This window comes from Vibrio neonatus (assembly GCF_024346975.1).
Classification (GTDB): domain Bacteria; phylum Pseudomonadota; class Gammaproteobacteria; order Enterobacterales; family Vibrionaceae; genus Vibrio; species Vibrio neonatus.
The window spans coordinates 1,984,963-2,001,624 of the sequence record NZ_AP024885.1 but is presented as its reverse complement, the minus strand read 5'-3'; the positions used below and the strand labels follow the sequence as shown (position 1 = coordinate 2,001,624).

Genomic DNA, 16,662 nt, shown 5'->3' with positions numbered 1-16,662 from the left:
CACTTGATTGGTCAATTAGCATGAAAAACATCACTATCCTAGGCGCTACCGGTTCTATCGGTAGCAGTACCTTAAAGGTTATTGCCGAAAACCCTGAGCATTATCAGGTGTACGCACTAGGTGCGGGCACTAACCACGCGCAAATGTTCACCTTGTGCCAGCAGTGGCGACCTAAATACGTTGCTATGGCCGATAAGTCGGCAGCTCTCACACTACAAAAAGAGCTACGCGCCGTTGGCAATACAGCGCAAGTACTGGCTGGGGACGCAGGGCTTTGCCATATTGCTGAGCTTCCTGAAGTAGACATGGTTATGGCGGCGATTGTTGGCGCAGCTGGTCTATTATCGACCATGGCAGCTGTTAAAGCGGGTAAGCGAGTGCTATTGGCGAACAAAGAAGCACTGGTGATGTCTGGACAGCTATTTGTGGATGCGGTGAAAAAATATGACGCTGAGCTTATGCCAGTGGATAGTGAACATAACGCCATTTTTCAATGCTTGCCTGAGCACATTCAAACAAACTTAGGACACTGCGACTTAGATAAAGCTGGCGTACATAAAATCTTATTAACAGGCTCTGGCGGCCCTTTTCGATACAGTGATATCGAATCACTGAAATCGGTGACGCCAGCGCAGGCTATTGCTCATCCCAACTGGTCGATGGGGCCTAAAATTTCGGTCGATTCTGCGAGCATGATGAACAAAGGTCTTGAATATATTGAAGCTCGCTGGTTATTTAATGCCAACAAAGAACAGCTGAAAGTGGTTATCCACCCGCAATCTGTTATCCATTCAATGGTGCAATACAAGGACGGCTCCACTCTGGCGCAAATGGGCGAACCGGATATGTGTACCCCAATTGCATTGACGATGGCGTACCCAAATCGCGTCAAAGCGGGCGTTAAGCCCCTCGATTTTACCGAGATGGGCGAGCTTTCCTTTATTAAACCAGACTTCGCTCGATATCCGTGCTTGGAACTGGCGATTGAAGCTTGTTATAGTGGACAACACGCCACAACCGCGTTGAATGCGGCAAACGAAGTGGCGGTACATGCGTTTTTACAACAAAAAATCGCTTTCACTGATATCGTACAAGTGAACCGAAGTGTAATGAACAAAGTATGTGCAACTGAACACGCTCATCAATTGGATAGCTTGGAAAGCTTGATTGAGCTCGATAAAATGGCACGTATTTTTGCTAGTGAGCAACTAAATTAGGGATAGATGTAATGGCCTCCGCTTTATGGAATTTTGCTTCATTTATTGTGGCACTTGGCATCTTAGTTGCCGTGCACGAATACGGACATTTCTGGGTCGCTCGTCGTTGTGGCGTAAAAGTTCACAAGTTTTCGATTGGCTTTGGTAAGTCTATTTGGAAAAAAATAGGCAAAACGGGCACTGAATACTCTATTTCTGTGATACCTCTGGGTGGCTACGTCAAGATGCTTGATAGCCGCGTGGAAGAAGTCGCAGAGCACGAAAAACCTCTCGCATTTGATCAAAAGAAACTATGGCAACGTAGCGCGATTGTCGCCGCCGGTCCTATGGCCAACTTCCTATTTGCTATCGTGGCCTATTGGTTGGTCTTTTTGATTGGTGTTCCCGCCGTAAAACCCGTAATTGGTGAAGTAACCCCCAATTCCATTGTTGCACAAGCAGGAATTCAACAAGGAATGGAACTTAAATCCATTGATGGCGTCAAAACCGCAGATTGGGAATCTGTTAATATGGGGCTGATTGCCCGTATTGGCGATAAGCAGATGACAATGACGGTCGCATCAGCGGATGAAATTGGTCAACAGAAAACCGTAATTCTTAATATTGAAGATTGGCATTTTGATTTAGAAACTGAATCGGCAATGACCACTTTAGGATTTAGACCTTATTCTCCTGAATTGCATCTCACGTTTGCCAATGTTCAAGAGGGAGGCGCCGCGGCTAAGGCTGGATTAGAAGTAGGAGACACTGTTTTATCAGTGAATGGCAACTCTGTGAGCGAGTGGCAAGATTTTGCTTCCATTATCCGCCATAATCCGGACCGGTCATTACAACTTGAAATACAGCGCAATGGCACGACGTTACCTATTACCCTCATTCCTGGCGTTCGAGAAACGGCAGATGGCAAAATAGGATTCGCTGGTGTGTCGCCAAAAGTAGGCACATGGCCAGAGGAATATCGATTCGATCTGAGGTTTGGTCCTATAGATTCTATCGGTCGAGCGATTGAAAAAACTAAGCAAGTCACATCTTTGACCTTCAATATGCTGAAAAAGTTGGTGGTAGGCGATGTTGGATTGAATAATCTCAGTGGGCCTATCTCTATTGCTAAAGGAGCAGGTGCTACGGCCGATTATGGCTTAGTGTATTTCTTGGGCTTTTTGGCCTTAATAAGTATTAATTTAGGAATTATCAACTTGATGCCATTACCCATCTTAGATGGTGGTCATCTGTTGTTTTTTGCGGTCGAGGCGGTTACCCGTCGCCCGGTACCAGAAAAAATTCAAGAAATGGGGTACCGCGTCGGTGGCGCAATAGTGTTTGCACTGATGTCTATCGCAATTTTAAACGATTTTATGCGTCTGTAATTCTTTCGAGCTCACAGCGTATTTTTATAGGAAATTAGAAGTCGATATGTCGCTAAAACGTATCCTGCTTACCGCGTTACTACTTGGAAGTAGTGCAGTTTACGGTGCAGAAAATTTTGTGGTCCAAGATATAAAAATTGAAGGTCTTCAACGTGTAGCTCTCGGTGCTGCTCTGTTGGAGATGCCCGTTCGCGTTGGTGATACTGTTGGCGGAAAAGATGTATCTGACATTATCAAGTCTTTGTACCGTTCTGGTAACTATGAAGATGTAAAAGTGATGCGTGATGGCAACGTTTTAGTTGTCCGTGTGACTGAGCGTCCTACCATTGCTAGCGTGTCTTTTTCAGGCAACAAAGCCATTGAAGAAGAACAGTTACAGCAAAACCTTAATTCCTCTGGTGTACGTGTCGGTGAAGCGTTAGACCGCACGGCGCTAAGCACCATTGAAAAAGGGCTTGAAGACTTTTACTACAGCGTAGGTAAGTACAACGCTTCAGTACAAGCGGTTGTAACACCACTTCCTCGTAATCGCGCCGATCTTAAATTTGTTTTCTCGGAAGGCGTTTCAGCTAAGATCCAGCAAATCAACTTTATCGGCAACACCGTATTTACGGATAGCGAACTATTGTCTCGCTTCAACTTGAATGTGGATGTGCCTTGGTGGAACTTCATGGCCGATGAGAAATATCAAAAGCAAGTTCTTGCTGGCGATCTCGAAGCGATGAAGTCGTATTACCTGAATCAGGGCTACCTCAAATTTAAAGTAGATTCTAGCCAAGTGGCGATTTCTCCGGATAAGAAAGGCGTGTATATCTCGCTATTCTTAGACGAAGGTGAGCAGTACACAGTTAAAGACGTAAAAGTTCGCGGTGAGCTCATTGGTAAGCGCGATGAATTTGAACAGATGAACCCGTTCAAAAAAGGCGATGTTTACAGCGGTGGCGCAGTTACCGGAATGGAAGAGTCCATCAAGCGCGTATTGGGTGAGTCAGGATATGCTTATCCTAACGTTCGAACTATCCCTGAATTTGATGACGAGAACCACACAGTTTCGTTAGTGGTTAACGTAGAAGCGGGCAACCGTATCTATGTGCGTGATATTCGCTTTGTGGGTAACAACTCCACTAAAGATGAAGTGCTGCGTCGTGAAATGCGTCAAATGGAAGGCAGTTGGTTAAATTCTAAAAACCTAGAAACAGGTAAAACACGTTTAAATCGTCTTGGTTTCTTTGAAACTGTTGATGTGCAAACCGTGCGCGTGCCAGGCACAGATGACCAAGTAGATGTGGTTTACTCGGTAAAAGAAGCCAACTCAGGCAGTGTTAATTTTGGTATCGGTTATGGTACTGAATCAGGTATTAGCTTCCAAGTCGGCCTACAACAAGACAACTTCTTAGGTACAGGTAATCGCGTTGGTATTAATGCCATGATGAACGATTATCAGAAAAACGTTAGCTTAGAGTACCGTGACCCTTATTGGAACTTAGATGGTGTCAGTCTGGGTGGTAAGGTCTTCTACAACAAGTTTGAAGCATCTGAAGCGGGTATTGTTGACTATACCAACGAAAGTTATGGTGGCTCATTAACTTGGGGTTTCCCATTTGATGAATTGAACTTTGTGGAAGTCGGATTTGGCTACACACACAACAGTTTATCGAACCTAGACCCTTATGTTCAGATAGAAAATTTCCTTCAATCTCAAGGTAATAACTACAATGCGATTGAAAATACGTTAGAAACTGATGATTTTGACGTTTCTCTGACTTGGACGCGTAATAATCTAAACAGAAGTATCTTCCCTACGTCGGGTAACCACCAACGTTTGACCGGTAAGATTACCGTTCCGGGTTCTGATGCGCAGTACTATAAAATTCAGTACGATGCGAGACAGTACTTCCCGCTTAACCACAAACAAACTTTCGCGTTATTGTTCCGCGGTCGTTTAGGTTACGGTAATGGTTACGGCAAAACCGGTGGCAATGATAACTTGTTCCCATTCTATGAGAACTTCTATGCGGGTGGTTTCACTACCTTGCGTGGCTTTGGTTCAAACAGTGCGGGTCCAAAAGCGGTATACGATGATCCATCAGGCTGTTCTGGTAACGCCGGTGGCAACAACCCATGTTATTCCGCAACCGATGAATCGGCGGGTGGTAACGCCACTATGTTGGGTAGTATCGAGTTAATCGTACCGACACCATTTGCAGGGGACAGTTTCCGTAATCAGCTGCGTACCAGTCTGTTCTTAGATGTCGCCAGTGTATGGGACACAGAGTTCAACGACGTTGACGTAGATGAAAACTTGCCGGGCTCAGAATATTATTACGATTATTCAGACCCATTTGCGTACCGCGCATCAGTAGGTGCCGCAGTACAGTGGATGTCACCAATGGGGCCATTAGTGTTCTCATTAGCGACTCCGATTGAAATTTATGAGGGTGATGACAAAGAGGTCTTCACTTTCACAATTGGTAGAACCTTCTAAACATTTGAGGATAATAAATTGAAAAAACTAATTAAAGCAGCAGGCCTGAGTCTTGTAGTCTTGTCTACATCTTTGGTTGCGCACGCCGCAGAAGCTGCCCAAAAAGTTGCTTATGTAAATACCGCTCAAATTTTCCAAGAGCTACCACAACGAGAAGCTGTGCTTAAAACTCTTCAAGAAGAGTTCAAAGACAAAACAGCAGATTTAAAAGCAATTGAAGCTAAGATTAAATCTAAAGCGGATAAAGCACGTCGCGATGCGGCACTACTAGGTGATGATGGCGTTCGTAAACTACAAATCGAAATCGCTGGCCTAGAAGCTGAATACAAACTAAAAGGTCAATCTCTAGAGCGTGATGGCAAACGTCGTGAAGCTCAAGAGAAGCAAAAACTATTTAAAGTGATTCAAGACGCGGTAAATGTTGTTGCTAAACGTGAAGGTGTAGACATGGTTGTTGATGCGCAAGCTCTTCAATACGCTAAGCCTGAACTAGACCTATCACAAAAAGTGATTGACGAACTAAATAAGTAATAAATTATGACAGAACTGACGCTACAACAACTTGAACAAATTACCGGTGGTACACTTTACGGTGATCCCAACACTAAGGTTACTGCGGTAGCTGCAATGGATAAGGCCGAAGAAGGGCACATTACCTTCTTGTCCAATCCACGCTATAAAAAGCAATTGCCAGAGTGTAAGGCGTCAGTGGTTATGGTTAAGGAAAGCGAGCGCTCGCTATGTGTAGGTAACGCTCTTGTGGTCGCAGACCCTTATGTTGCTTACGCTAAGGTCGCTCAAGCGTTAAATACGCCTCAGCTTCCTGCCACAGGAATTGCAGCTTCGGCAAACATTGCTGATGATGCAGTTCTTGGCAATAATGTTTCTATTGGTCCAAATGCCACTATCGACTCTGGTGCGGTGCTAGGAGACAACGTCTCTATTGGCGCGGGTGCTTATGTGGGTAAAAATGCGGCCATTGGCGCGGGTACACAATTGTGGGCAAATGCGACGGTTTATCATCACGTACAAGTGGGTGAGCGTTGCGTTTTTCATTCTAGCTCAGTGATTGGTGCAGACGGCTTTGGGTACGCTAACGAGCGTGGCGAATGGATCAAAATCCCGCAAGTAGGCACAGTCAGAGTTGGCGATCGTGTCGAAATTGGCGCAAGTACAACCGTTGATAGAGGTGCGTTAGACGACACTGTTATCGGTAGCAATGTGATTTTAGATAACCAAATTCAAATTGGTCATAATGTCTGTATCGATTACGGCTCTTGCATTGCAGGTGGTACAGTAGTCGGTGGTAGTACTCACATTGGTAAATATTGTATTATTGGTGGTGGTGCTGCCATTTCAGGGCACTTAGAAATTGCTGACGGAAGCATGATATCTGGTCGTGCAATGGTGCTTCGCAGCATCACTGAGAAAGGCGTATATTCATCAGGTATGCCAGCGCTACCTAACCGAGAATGGCGTAAATCTGTTGCTCGCCTTAATAGGCTTGAGGACATGCTCCATCGCCTAAATGAACTCGAGAAAAAGCTCGGCTCTTAAATTCTCTATTAAGGCCTGCAATAAGCAGGTCTTTTTAGTCTATAATTCTTAAATAAATTAAAGCGTTACATTAAAGGAAATGCACTTTGACTTCTGAAAAAAAGACCATGGATATTATGGAGATTCAATCTCTTCTTCCACACCGTTATCCGTTTTTACTTCTTGATCGTGTAACCGATTACGAAGAAGGAAAATATCTAGTTGGTTTGAAAAACGTGACCTTTAATGAACCTCAGTTCACCGGTCACTTCCCACAATTGCCTGTATTCCCTGGGGTTCTTATCCTAGAAGCAATGGCTCAGGCAACGGGCTTGCTTGCATTTAAAACCTTTGGCGCACCAAAAGAAAATGAATTGTATTACTTTGCTAGCGTGGACCAAGCAAAGTTCCGTAAACCTGTTAGCCCAGGCGATCAAATGTTTATCGAAGTAGAACTGTTGAAAAACCGTCGCGGTATTGCGATGTTTAACGGTGTTGCAAAAGTAGACGGTGAAGTTGTCTGTTCTGCAGAACTAAAATGTGCTCGTCGAGAATTCTAATATGATTGATCCTACTGCAAAAATTCACCCAACTGCAGTTATTGAAGGCAATGTAACAATTGGTGCCAACACAACGGTTGGACCGTTTACATACATCAGTGGCGATGTTGAAATTGGTGAAGACAATGAGATTATGTCTCATGTTGTTATTAAAGGCTTAACCAAAATTGGTAACGGAAACCGCGTGTTTTCTTTTGCCATTTTAGGTGAAGAAAACCAAGATAAAAAATATCACGGCGAAGCTACCCAGCTTGTGGTAGGTGATCGTAATGTGATTCGTGAAAGTGTGCAGATGCACCGCGGCACAGTACAAGATAAGGGCATTACTCAAGTAGGCAGTGATAACCTATTTTGTGTGAACGCACATATTGCACATGACTGTGTGATTGGCGACAACGTCATTCTTGGTAACAACGCCACTCTTGCAGGACACGTAAAAGTACAAGACTACGTGATTCTTACTGCGCTCGTTCCTGTGCATCAGTTCTGTACTTTGGGCGCGCACGCGTTCATCGGTGGCGGTTCAACTGTAGCGCAAGACATCCCTCCATTTGTGATGGCGCAAGGTAACCACTGTAGCCCTATCGGTATTAACTCTGAAGGCATGAAACGTCGCGGCTTTGAGAAGCAAGATATTCTCGCTGTACGTCGTGCATTTAAAACCTTATACCGTTCAGGTCTCACTTTAGATGAAGCGAAAGTTGAAATTGCCAAATCAGCAGACGAATACCCTGCGGTTAAGCAATTCATTGATTACCTAAACAATGATGTGAATCGTGGCATCATTCGCTAATAACAGCGTTTAGTTTTCCTTTTTAAAAGATCGCTGTAATGGGCGATCTTTTTATTTGTATCCTTATTTTGTGTCTAGGAGTGCAATGTATGAGTCGACCATTACGTATCGGTGTTGTTGTTGGAGAGTTGTCTGGGGACACGCTGGGTGAAGGTCTTATCAAGGGAATTCAGCAAAAATATCCTGATGCTGAATTTGTTGGAATTGCTGGACCAAAAATGCAAGCATTGGGCTGTCGCTCTCTGTTTGATATGGAAGAGTTATCGGTCATGGGATTGGTTGAAGTCCTAGGGCGATTGCGTCGAATTCTGCACATCAAAAAAGAAACCGCTAAGTTTTTCAAGCAGTGGCAACCGGATGTTTTTATTGGTATCGATGCCCCTGATTTTAATTTGCGACTTGAGCTAGAATTAAAAAATGCTGGCTTAAAAACCGTGCATTACGTGAGTCCTTCAGTATGGGCATGGCGTCCAAAGCGCATCTTTAAAATCGATGCCGCAACGGATCTTGTGCTGGCCTTTCTCCCTTTCGAAAAGGCCTTTTACGATAAGTATCAAGTGGCGTGTGAGTTTGTTGGACACACATTAGCCGACGCGATTCCTATGCATTCAAGCAAAAGCGAAGCGCGTGAACGTTTTGGCCTACAGCAAGACAGACGCTGGCTGGCGGTACTGCCGGGCAGTCGCCGTGGTGAAGTGAAGCTAATGGCGCAAGACTTTATCGAAGGCTGTAAACTGCTGCATGAAAAATACCCAGATATTGGTTTTATCGTATCGGCGGTCAATCCAGCACGAAAAGCTCAGTTTGAAGAAATTTGGCAACAAACCGCTCCTGAACTCGATTTTCAAATCATTGAAGAAAACTCAGCACGTAATATTATGGCCGCAGCCGATTTCATTTTGCTTGCCTGTGGCACCGCCGTATTAGAAGGCATGTTGGTTAATCGTCCAATGGTGACCGCATACAAGGTCAATAAAATATCAGGCTTTATTGCTAAGCGTATGATGCTAAATAAGTATTACAGCTTGCCTAATCTGCTCGCGGATGAAGAGCTACTTACTGAGCTGATTATGGAAGAATGTAATCCACAGCAAATATTCACGGCAATGCAGAATATTATCGATGGTGATACCACCTATATGACGGATAAGTTTAGCGAAATGCACGCGTGGATAAAGCGTGACGCTGATACTCAAGCAGCCAATGCGGTACTGAATTTAATAGGCAAGTAAATGGCAAAAGCAAAAGTAGAATACCCTCCCTTTGAGTACCCGCAAGGTTACTCTTTGTTTGCCGGAGTGGATGAAGTAGGGCGAGGCCCCTTAGTAGGGGATGTTGTCACTGCCGCGGTTATTTTAGACCCGAATAATCCTATTGAGGGGCTGACCGATTCAAAGGCACTGTCTGAGAAAAAACGTTTGGCGTTATTTCCAGAAATTAAACAAAAAGCGCTAGCATGGTCAGTAGGTCGCTGTTCACCTGAAGAAATCGATGAGCTGAATATTTTACACGCCACTATGCTGGCAATGACGCGCGCCATTGAAGGCTTGTCTGTTCAGCCTGATTTTGCCTTAATTGATGGCAATCGAGTGCCGACCATCGCGATGCCGGGGCTTGCGGTAGTGAAAGGTGATTTAAGAGTGGCTGAAATCAGCGCCGCCTCGATTATCGCTAAAGTGGTACGCGACCAAGAAATGGTTGAGCTTGATGATAAGCACCCTCAATTTGGCTTTGCTAAACATAAAGGGTATCCGACTAAAGCACACTTTGCCGCTATCGAAGAGCACGGCGTGATTGCCGAGCACAGAAAAAGTTTTAAGCCAGTTAAACGAGCGTTAGGTCTACTTGACTAACGGAACAATAGAGTAATTATGACAGAGCCGAAGTTTATACATTTACGCGTCCACAGTGACTATTCCATGGTGGATGGCTTGTCGAAAGTGCCGCCTCTAGTCAAGAAAGTGGCAGAGCTTGGCATGCCTGCGGTGGCATTGACCGACTTTACTAACTTATGTGGGTTAGTGAAGTTTTATAATAAGGCTCACGGCGAAGGCATTAAGCCTATTATTGGCGCTGACTTTATGATGCAGTCAGCTGAATTTGGTGATGAATTAACCCGCATCACAGTCTTATCTGCCAATAACCAAGGTTATAAAAACCTGACTCTATTGATTTCTAAAGCCTACCTGCGCGGTCATGTTCAGCACCACCCTGTAATAGATAAAGAGTGGCTGGCTGAGCTAAACGAAGGCTTAATTGTTCTCTCTGGCGGTAAAAGTGGTGAGCTAGGTAAAGCCTTATTAAAAGGCAATGATGAACTGACTCAGCAGTGCATCGATTTTTATCAGCAATATTTTGCTGACCGCTTTTATGTTGAATTAACTCGTACTGGCCGCGTTGATGAAGAAAGCTATCTGCACTTTGCGCTAGAATGCGCCAGTAAAAGCAACCTACCAGTAGTAGCGACCAACGAAGTTGTATTCCTAAATGCTGAACAGTTTGACGCCCATGAAATCCGTGTGGCGATTCATGATGGTTTCACGCTAGAAGATCCGCGCCGCCCAAAAAATTACAGTGCTCAGCAGTATTTGCGCACTGAAGAAGAAATGTGTGAGCTGTTCTCAGACATTCCTGAAGCCTTACAAAACAGTGTCGAAATAGCCAAACGTTGTAACGTTACCGTACGCCTAGGGGAGTATTTCTTACCTAACTTCCCAACCGGTGATATGAGCATTGAAGAATTCTTAGTGCATAAGTCTGAAGAAGGCTTAGAAGAGCGCTTAGAGTTTTTATTCCCCGATCCCAAGGTGCGCGCCGAGCGTCGCCCTGAATACGATGAGCGATTGCAAATCGAGCTAGGCGTTGTCAACCAGATGGGCTTTCCCGGTTACTTCCTGATCGTAATGGAGTTCATCCAGTGGTCGAAAGATAACGATATTCCAGTAGGCCCAGGCCGTGGTTCAGGTGCAGGTTCATTGGTGGCTTACGCGCTGAAAATCACCGACCTTGATCCACTAGAATACGATCTGCTCTTTGAACGATTCTTAAACCCTGAACGTGTTTCGATGCCCGATTTCGATATCGACTTTTGTATGGATAAGCGCGATCAGGTTATTGATCACGTGGCTGAGCTGTATGGTCGAGATGCGGTATCGCAGATCATCACCTTCGGTACTATGGCGGCCAAAGCGGTTATTCGTGATGTAGGGCGTGTGCTAGGTCACCCATACGGGTTTGTTGATCGTATCTCCAAGTTAGTACCGCCTGATCCGGGAATGACGCTAAGTAAAGCATTTGATGCTGAGCCACAACTGGGCGAGCTCTATGATGCCGATGAAGAGGTAAAAGATCTTATCGATATGTGTCGCATCCTAGAAGGGTGTACACGTAACGCCGGTAAACACGCTGGTGGCGTGGTGATCTCACCAACCACCATTACCGACTTCTCACCAATCTATGCCGATGCTGAAGGGCATTTCCCGGTTACTCAATTTGATAAAAATGACGTAGAAACCGCAGGTCTGGTTAAGTTTGACTTCTTGGGGTTACGTACTCTAACGATCATCGATTGGGCGCTAGGGCTGATTAACCCAAGGCTTGAAAAAATGGGCGAAGCGCCGGTTCGCATCGAATCGATTCCTTTGCAAGATGAAGCCTCATTCAGAGTGCTACAAAACTCCGAAACGACTGCGGTATTCCAGCTTGAATCTCGCGGTATGAAGGATTTGATCAAGCGCCTTAAACCGGACTGTTTTGAAGATATCATCGCACTGGTGGCGCTATTTCGTCCCGGCCCACTGCAATCGGGCATGGTAGATAACTTTATCGACCGTAAGCACGGCCGAGAAGCGATCTCTTACCCTGATGAAACGTGGCAACATGAGTCATTAAAAGAAACCTTAGAACCGACCTACGGCATCATTCTGTATCAAGAACAGGTTATGCAAATCGCCCAGATTTTAGCGGGCTATACGCTCGGCGGCGCAGATATGTTGCGCCGTGCTATGGGTAAGAAAAAACCGGAAGAGATGGAGAAGCAACGCTCGGTCTTTAAAGAAGGGGCAGAAAACAATGGCGTAGATGGCGAGTTGTCGATGAAAATCTTCGACTTGGTAGAAAAATTTGCTGGCTATGGCTTTAACAAATCGCACTCGGCGGCGTATGCATTGGTTTCATATCAAACGCTATGGCTAAAAACCCACTATCCTGCCGAATTTATGGCGGCGGTAATGACCGCGGATATGGATAATACGGAAAAAGTGGTCGGCCTAGTCGATGAATGTATCCGTATGGGGCTGAAAATCTTACCGCCAGATGTGAACTCGGGTCTATATCGCTTTAACGTCGATGAAACCGGCGCGATTGTGTACGGTATTGGTGCAATTAAAGGGGTCGGTGAAGGCCCGATTGATAGCATGATCGAGGCGCGAGCCAAAGACGGTCACTTTAAAGATCTGTTTGATTTTTGTGCGCGTGTTGATCTTAAAAAATGCAACAAGCGTGTGATTGAAAAGCTCATTCAAGCAGGCGCGTTAGATCGCTTAGGCCCACACCGAGCGGCTATGATGGCTTCTGTGGATGCAGCGGTAAAAGCGGCGGGTCAATACCACCAAGCGGAAGCCTTTGGACAGTCGGATATGTTTGGCGTATTAACCGATACCCATTCCGATGTTGAGCAAGCCTATGCGCAAGTGCCTAAATGGCCTGAAAAAGTATGGCTAGAAGGGGAGCGAGAAACGCTCGGCTTATATCTAACCGGTCACCCTATTAACTTGTATCTACGCGAACTGGCAAAATACACCAGTTGTCGATTAAATAACGCCACACCAACTCGGCGCGATCAATCCGTTACCTTAGCGGGTTTAGTGATTGCGGCTAAAGTGATGACCACTAAGCGCGGTTCTCGCATTGGTATTCTGACTTTAGACGACCGTTCTGGGCGAATGGAAGTGATGTTATTTTCTGATATGCTAGAAAAGTATGCAGAACTTGTAGAAAAAGATAGAATTGTAGTGGTTTCTGGACAGGTCAGCTTTGATGATTTCAATGGTGGCCTTAAAATGACGGCTCGTGAAGTCATGGATCTTGGCCATGCTCGTGAGAAATACGCTTCTGGACTCAGTATCTCGATATCAGAGTCTCAAATTGATGCACAGTTCTTTGAACGCTTCAGTCGAGTGTTAGAGCCGCATCGCGCTGGTACTATTCCAGTCCATATTTATTATCAACGTAGCGACGCAAGAGCCAAGTTATCCTTGGGTGTTGAATGGCGAGTTACGCCAAGCGATACGTTGATTGACGATTTAAAGCAGCTACTTGGGAATGACCAGGTAGAACTCGAATTTAACTGATTACAGAACACCCTGTATTCAGAGCAAAAAGATGAAGGAATGCTAGATGAGTTTGAACTTTCTAGAGTTTGAAAAGCCAATTGCAGAGCTTGAAGCTAAAATTGAAGCCCTACGCGATGTAAGTCGCCACGGTGGAGGAGATGGAGTAGACCTAGACAAGGAAATCACTTCTCTTGAAAAGAAAAGCTTAGAACTGAAAAAGAAAATTTTTGGTGATCTAGGTGCGTGGCAAGTGGCTCAACTTGCTCGTCACCCACAGCGTCCTTACACTTATGATTACATTGAAAACGCCTTCACTGAATTTGATGAATTATGCGGTGATCGTGCGTTTGGCGATGACAAAGCTATCGTTGGTGGCATGGCTCGTCTAGATGGACGTCCGGTAATGGTTATTGGTCATCAAAAAGGCCGTGAAACCAAAGAAAAAGTCATCCGTAACTTTGGTATGCCAAAACCTGAAGGTTACCGTAAAGCCTTACGTCTAATGAAGATGGCAGAGCGTTTTAACATGCCTGTTATTACCTTTATTGATACTGCGGGTGCTTACCCTGGTGTTGGTGCAGAGGAGCGCGGTCAATCAGAAGCGATTGCCACTAACCTAAAAGCAATGGCTGGCCTTACTGTTCCCGTTATTTGTAACGTGGTGGGCGAAGGTGGTTCTGGCGGTGCATTGGCGATTGGTGTCGGTGACTACGTGAACATGCTTGAGTACTCAACATACTCAGTTATCTCTCCAGAAGGTTGTGCTTCTATCTTGTGGCGTGACTCTGAAAAAGCACCACAAGCTGCTGATGCAATGGGCTTGGTTGCACCGCGTTTGAAAGAGTACGGCTTGATTGATGAAATTATCACTGAACCTCTAGGCGGCGCGCACAGAGATCCAGTGCATACAGCTGAAAATATTAAAGCGGTATTGATTCAGCAGTTAAACGAGCTAGATAGCAAAAGCGAACAAGAGCTGCAAGATCGCCGCTATGAGCGCTTGATGAGCTACGGTTACTGTTAATCTAAATTTGCTCAACCGCAAATGATGACATAATAACAAAGGTGAGCACTAGCTCGCCTTTTTTGCTTTATTAAGATTTTGAATATAGTGAGAAATGCAGTGGACATTATTTTTGATACTTTTTGCAAAGTCATCGAGGCTTATCGAAGTTCTGATTCAAAAATCGTGCTGGCGTTAAGTGGGGGATTAGACTCCCGAGTGATGCTTCATTGCTTATCTCGTTATCAGGGCTTATCCCGTTATCAAACTCAAAATCCAACAAGCAAAGTGATGGCGGTGCATGTCAATCATGGTTTAAGCCAAAATGCAGCGCACTGGACGGCGCAATGTCAGCAGTGGTGTGAAGCCTCCTCAGTCAGTTTTTGTGTAGAACATGCTCATTTGGATATTAACAGTAAACAGAGCTTAGAAGCGCAAGCCCGAGACGCTCGCTATGAGTTATTGGCTAAGCACCTGCATAAAGGTGATTTACTATTAACGGCCCAACATGCCGATGATCAGCTCGAAACCCTATTACTGGCATTAAAGCGTGGCAGTGGCCCAAGAGGGCTGGCTGGAATGGGCGCATCATCGCCTTTTCAGGACAGCTTATTAGTGAGGCCTTTTCTGTCCTTACGCCGAGAACAACTGCATGATTATGCTACTGAGCATCAATTACAGTGGGTAGAAGACGAAAGCAATCAAGACACTAAGTTTGACCGTAACTTTTTAAGACATGCAGTGGTTCCGCAATTATCCAAGCGTTGGCCTGAAATACAAAAAAATGCCCTGCGCAGTGCTGAGCTATGCTTTGAACAAGAGCAGCTGCTTGATGAATTACTGCAATATCAATATCAGCAAGCATTGAACCCTGATAATAGCCTGAGTATGCAACGTTTAAGCGCGGTATCGGACGCGATTCGCCATCGCTTAATTCGTCAATGGTTTAAACAGCACAATCAGCCCATGCCCAGTCGCAAGCAGCTTATTTTATTGTTCAATGAAGTGATAGGGGCGAGCGCAGATGCTAACCCTAAACTGGTTATTGGTGATATGACAGTGCGCCGATTCCAAAACTCAATTCATTTGGTTAAAGATATTGAGCCGCCACACAACTGGCAGTCACAGTTAAAGAGCAACGAAACAGTGGAGTTGCCGCATCCATTAGGCAATGTTGTGCTAAGTAATGAGATCGCTGATGGTCTTAGTGTGCGCGCAGCAAATGCGGATGAAAAAGTGTGGGTTCAGTTTAATCCGAGTGGTTTAAGCGCTCACCCAGAAGGGCGCGTCGGCAGTCGAAAACTAAAAAAACTGTTTCAGGAGTATCATATTCCGCCATGGAAACGATCACTTATACCCATTTTGATGTATAACGATAAGGTGGTAGCGGTTGGCGATTTGTTTGTATGTCGAGACTTTACTGGGTCAAGTCACCGTTTTTATTGGAAGAAAATATAATCAACAAGGTAATATTATGAAAAAGTCTCTCGTTGTTGCGGCTCTTTTGGCATCGGTTATCGGTGCAACGGCGAATGCTGCTGATGTTGAAGCTGGGAAAGCAAAAGCTCAAATCTGCGCGGCTTGTCATGGCGCTGATGGAAAAGCGGTGATCGATGGTTACCCGAACCTTAATGGGCAAAATGCGAAATACATCGTGAGCTCACTCAAGGCGTATAAAGCGAAAGAAAGAACCGGCGGGTTAGCGGTGGTAATGCAAGCACAAGCGTCTTTGCTTAACGATCAAGATATGGAAAATCTAGCGGCTTATTATGCTGCAATGAAATAATAAGGCTGTTTTGTCTTAGCTTAGTCAATATAGATGAATTCCTATTTGGTAATTTAGGAAAAAACATTGATAATACTTGGACTTGCCATAGGCTAAGCAAATTAGGGAGTAGAAATGAAAAAGATTGAAGCAATCATAAAACCTTTTAAACTCGACGATGTACGAGAAGCATTGGCAGAAGTCGGTATTACAGGGATGACTGTATCTGAAGTAAAAGGCTTTGGACGTCAAAAAGGTCATACTGAACTGTACCGTGGTGCTGAATACATGGTTGATTTTCTACCAAAAGTGAAATTAGAAATCGTAGTCTCTGACGATGTTGCTGCACAATGTATCGATAAGATTGTTGAAACAGCGCAAACGGGCAAAATTGGCGACGGTAAGATTTTCGTTTCTGATGTTGAGCGAGTTGTACGTATTCGTACTGGCGAAGAAGACGAAGACGCAATCTAATTTTAGGTAGTATCACACCTTAACTAGTTGATTAATCTTTTAAGCCCCTGCCTTAGTGCGGGGGCTTGTTGTTTTCTATACTTAGCCAAATTGCTACTATGGCAGCACATTCCATTCGTTCAGGTTTTT

The 16,662-nt window shown here is 44.9% G+C and carries 14 protein-coding genes; all 14 read left to right on the top strand.

What is annotated here, in order from left to right; genetic code table 11:
• Positions 1-20 precede the first annotated feature (20 nt).
• The 14 genes from ispC (at position 21) to glnB (ending at position 16,533) form a co-directional block, all read left to right on the top strand.
• Positions 21-1,217, top strand: a complete 1,197-nt coding sequence (gene ispC, locus OCU38_RS09250; RefSeq protein ID WP_261822868.1) for a 1-deoxy-D-xylulose-5-phosphate reductoisomerase — start codon at positions 21-23, stop codon at positions 1,215-1,217.
• A gap of 11 nt (positions 1,218-1,228) precedes the next feature.
• Positions 1,229-2,584 carry a sigma E protease regulator RseP gene (gene rseP / locus OCU38_RS09245; RefSeq protein ID WP_261822867.1) on the top strand — a complete coding sequence of 452 codons (1,356 nt, stop codon included), beginning with the start codon at positions 1,229-1,231 and terminating at the stop codon, positions 2,582-2,584.
• A gap of 46 nt (positions 2,585-2,630) precedes the next feature.
• Positions 2,631-5,069 (top strand): outer membrane protein assembly factor BamA, encoded by a 2,439-nt coding sequence (bamA, locus tag OCU38_RS09240; protein WP_261822866.1) that lies wholly within the window; start codon positions 2,631-2,633, stop codon positions 5,067-5,069.
• Positions 5,070-5,087: 18 nt separating this feature from the next.
• A complete protein-coding gene (locus OCU38_RS09235; protein ID WP_023403381.1) occupies positions 5,088-5,600 on the top strand; it encodes an OmpH family outer membrane protein in 513 nt (170 codons plus the stop codon).
• 6 nt (positions 5,601-5,606) lie between these two features.
• On the top strand, positions 5,607-6,626 hold the full coding sequence (gene lpxD, locus OCU38_RS09230) for a UDP-3-O-(3-hydroxymyristoyl)glucosamine N-acyltransferase (RefSeq protein WP_261822865.1): 1,020 nt from the start codon (positions 5,607-5,609) through the stop codon (positions 6,624-6,626).
• A 107-nt stretch (positions 6,627-6,733) separates the two neighbouring features.
• Positions 6,734-7,165, top strand: coding sequence for a 3-hydroxyacyl-ACP dehydratase FabZ (gene fabZ / locus OCU38_RS09225; RefSeq protein WP_261824266.1), 432 nt, complete (start codon positions 6,734-6,736; stop codon positions 7,163-7,165).
• A gap of 1 nt (position 7,166) precedes the next feature.
• Entirely contained in the window at positions 7,167-7,958 is a 792-nt protein-coding gene (gene lpxA, locus OCU38_RS09220) for an acyl-ACP--UDP-N-acetylglucosamine O-acyltransferase (RefSeq protein ID WP_021712054.1), read from the top strand.
• Between the two features lie 89 nt (positions 7,959-8,047).
• Positions 8,048-9,190 (top strand): lipid-A-disaccharide synthase, encoded by a 1,143-nt coding sequence (lpxB, locus tag OCU38_RS09215; RefSeq protein ID WP_261822864.1) that lies wholly within the window; start codon positions 8,048-8,050, stop codon positions 9,188-9,190.
• The gene (rnhB, locus tag OCU38_RS09210) at positions 9,191-9,811 is read left to right on the top strand and encodes a ribonuclease HII (protein ID WP_261822863.1); all 621 of its coding nucleotides are present in this window, start codon (positions 9,191-9,193) and stop codon (positions 9,809-9,811) included.
• An 18-nt stretch (positions 9,812-9,829) separates the two neighbouring features.
• A complete protein-coding gene (gene dnaE / locus OCU38_RS09205; RefSeq protein ID WP_261822862.1) occupies positions 9,830-13,309 on the top strand; it encodes a DNA polymerase III subunit alpha in 3,480 nt (1,159 codons plus the stop codon).
• 46 nt (positions 13,310-13,355) lie between these two features.
• Positions 13,356-14,315: an acetyl-CoA carboxylase carboxyl transferase subunit alpha gene (accA, locus tag OCU38_RS09200; RefSeq protein ID WP_261822861.1), complete on the top strand. Its 960-nt coding sequence runs from the start codon at positions 13,356-13,358 to the stop codon at positions 14,313-14,315.
• Positions 14,316-14,414: 99 nt separating this feature from the next.
• Positions 14,415-15,752, top strand: coding sequence for a tRNA lysidine(34) synthetase TilS (gene tilS, locus OCU38_RS09195; RefSeq protein WP_261822860.1), 1,338 nt, complete (start codon positions 14,415-14,417; stop codon positions 15,750-15,752).
• Positions 15,753-15,768: 16 nt separating this feature from the next.
• Positions 15,769-16,080: a c-type cytochrome gene (locus OCU38_RS09190; protein ID WP_261822859.1), complete on the top strand. Its 312-nt coding sequence runs from the start codon at positions 15,769-15,771 to the stop codon at positions 16,078-16,080.
• Positions 16,081-16,194: 114 nt separating this feature from the next.
• The gene (gene glnB, locus OCU38_RS09185) at positions 16,195-16,533 is read left to right on the top strand and encodes a nitrogen regulatory protein P-II (RefSeq protein ID WP_023403391.1); all 339 of its coding nucleotides are present in this window, start codon (positions 16,195-16,197) and stop codon (positions 16,531-16,533) included.
• The last annotated feature ends 129 nt before the right edge of the window (positions 16,534-16,662 follow it).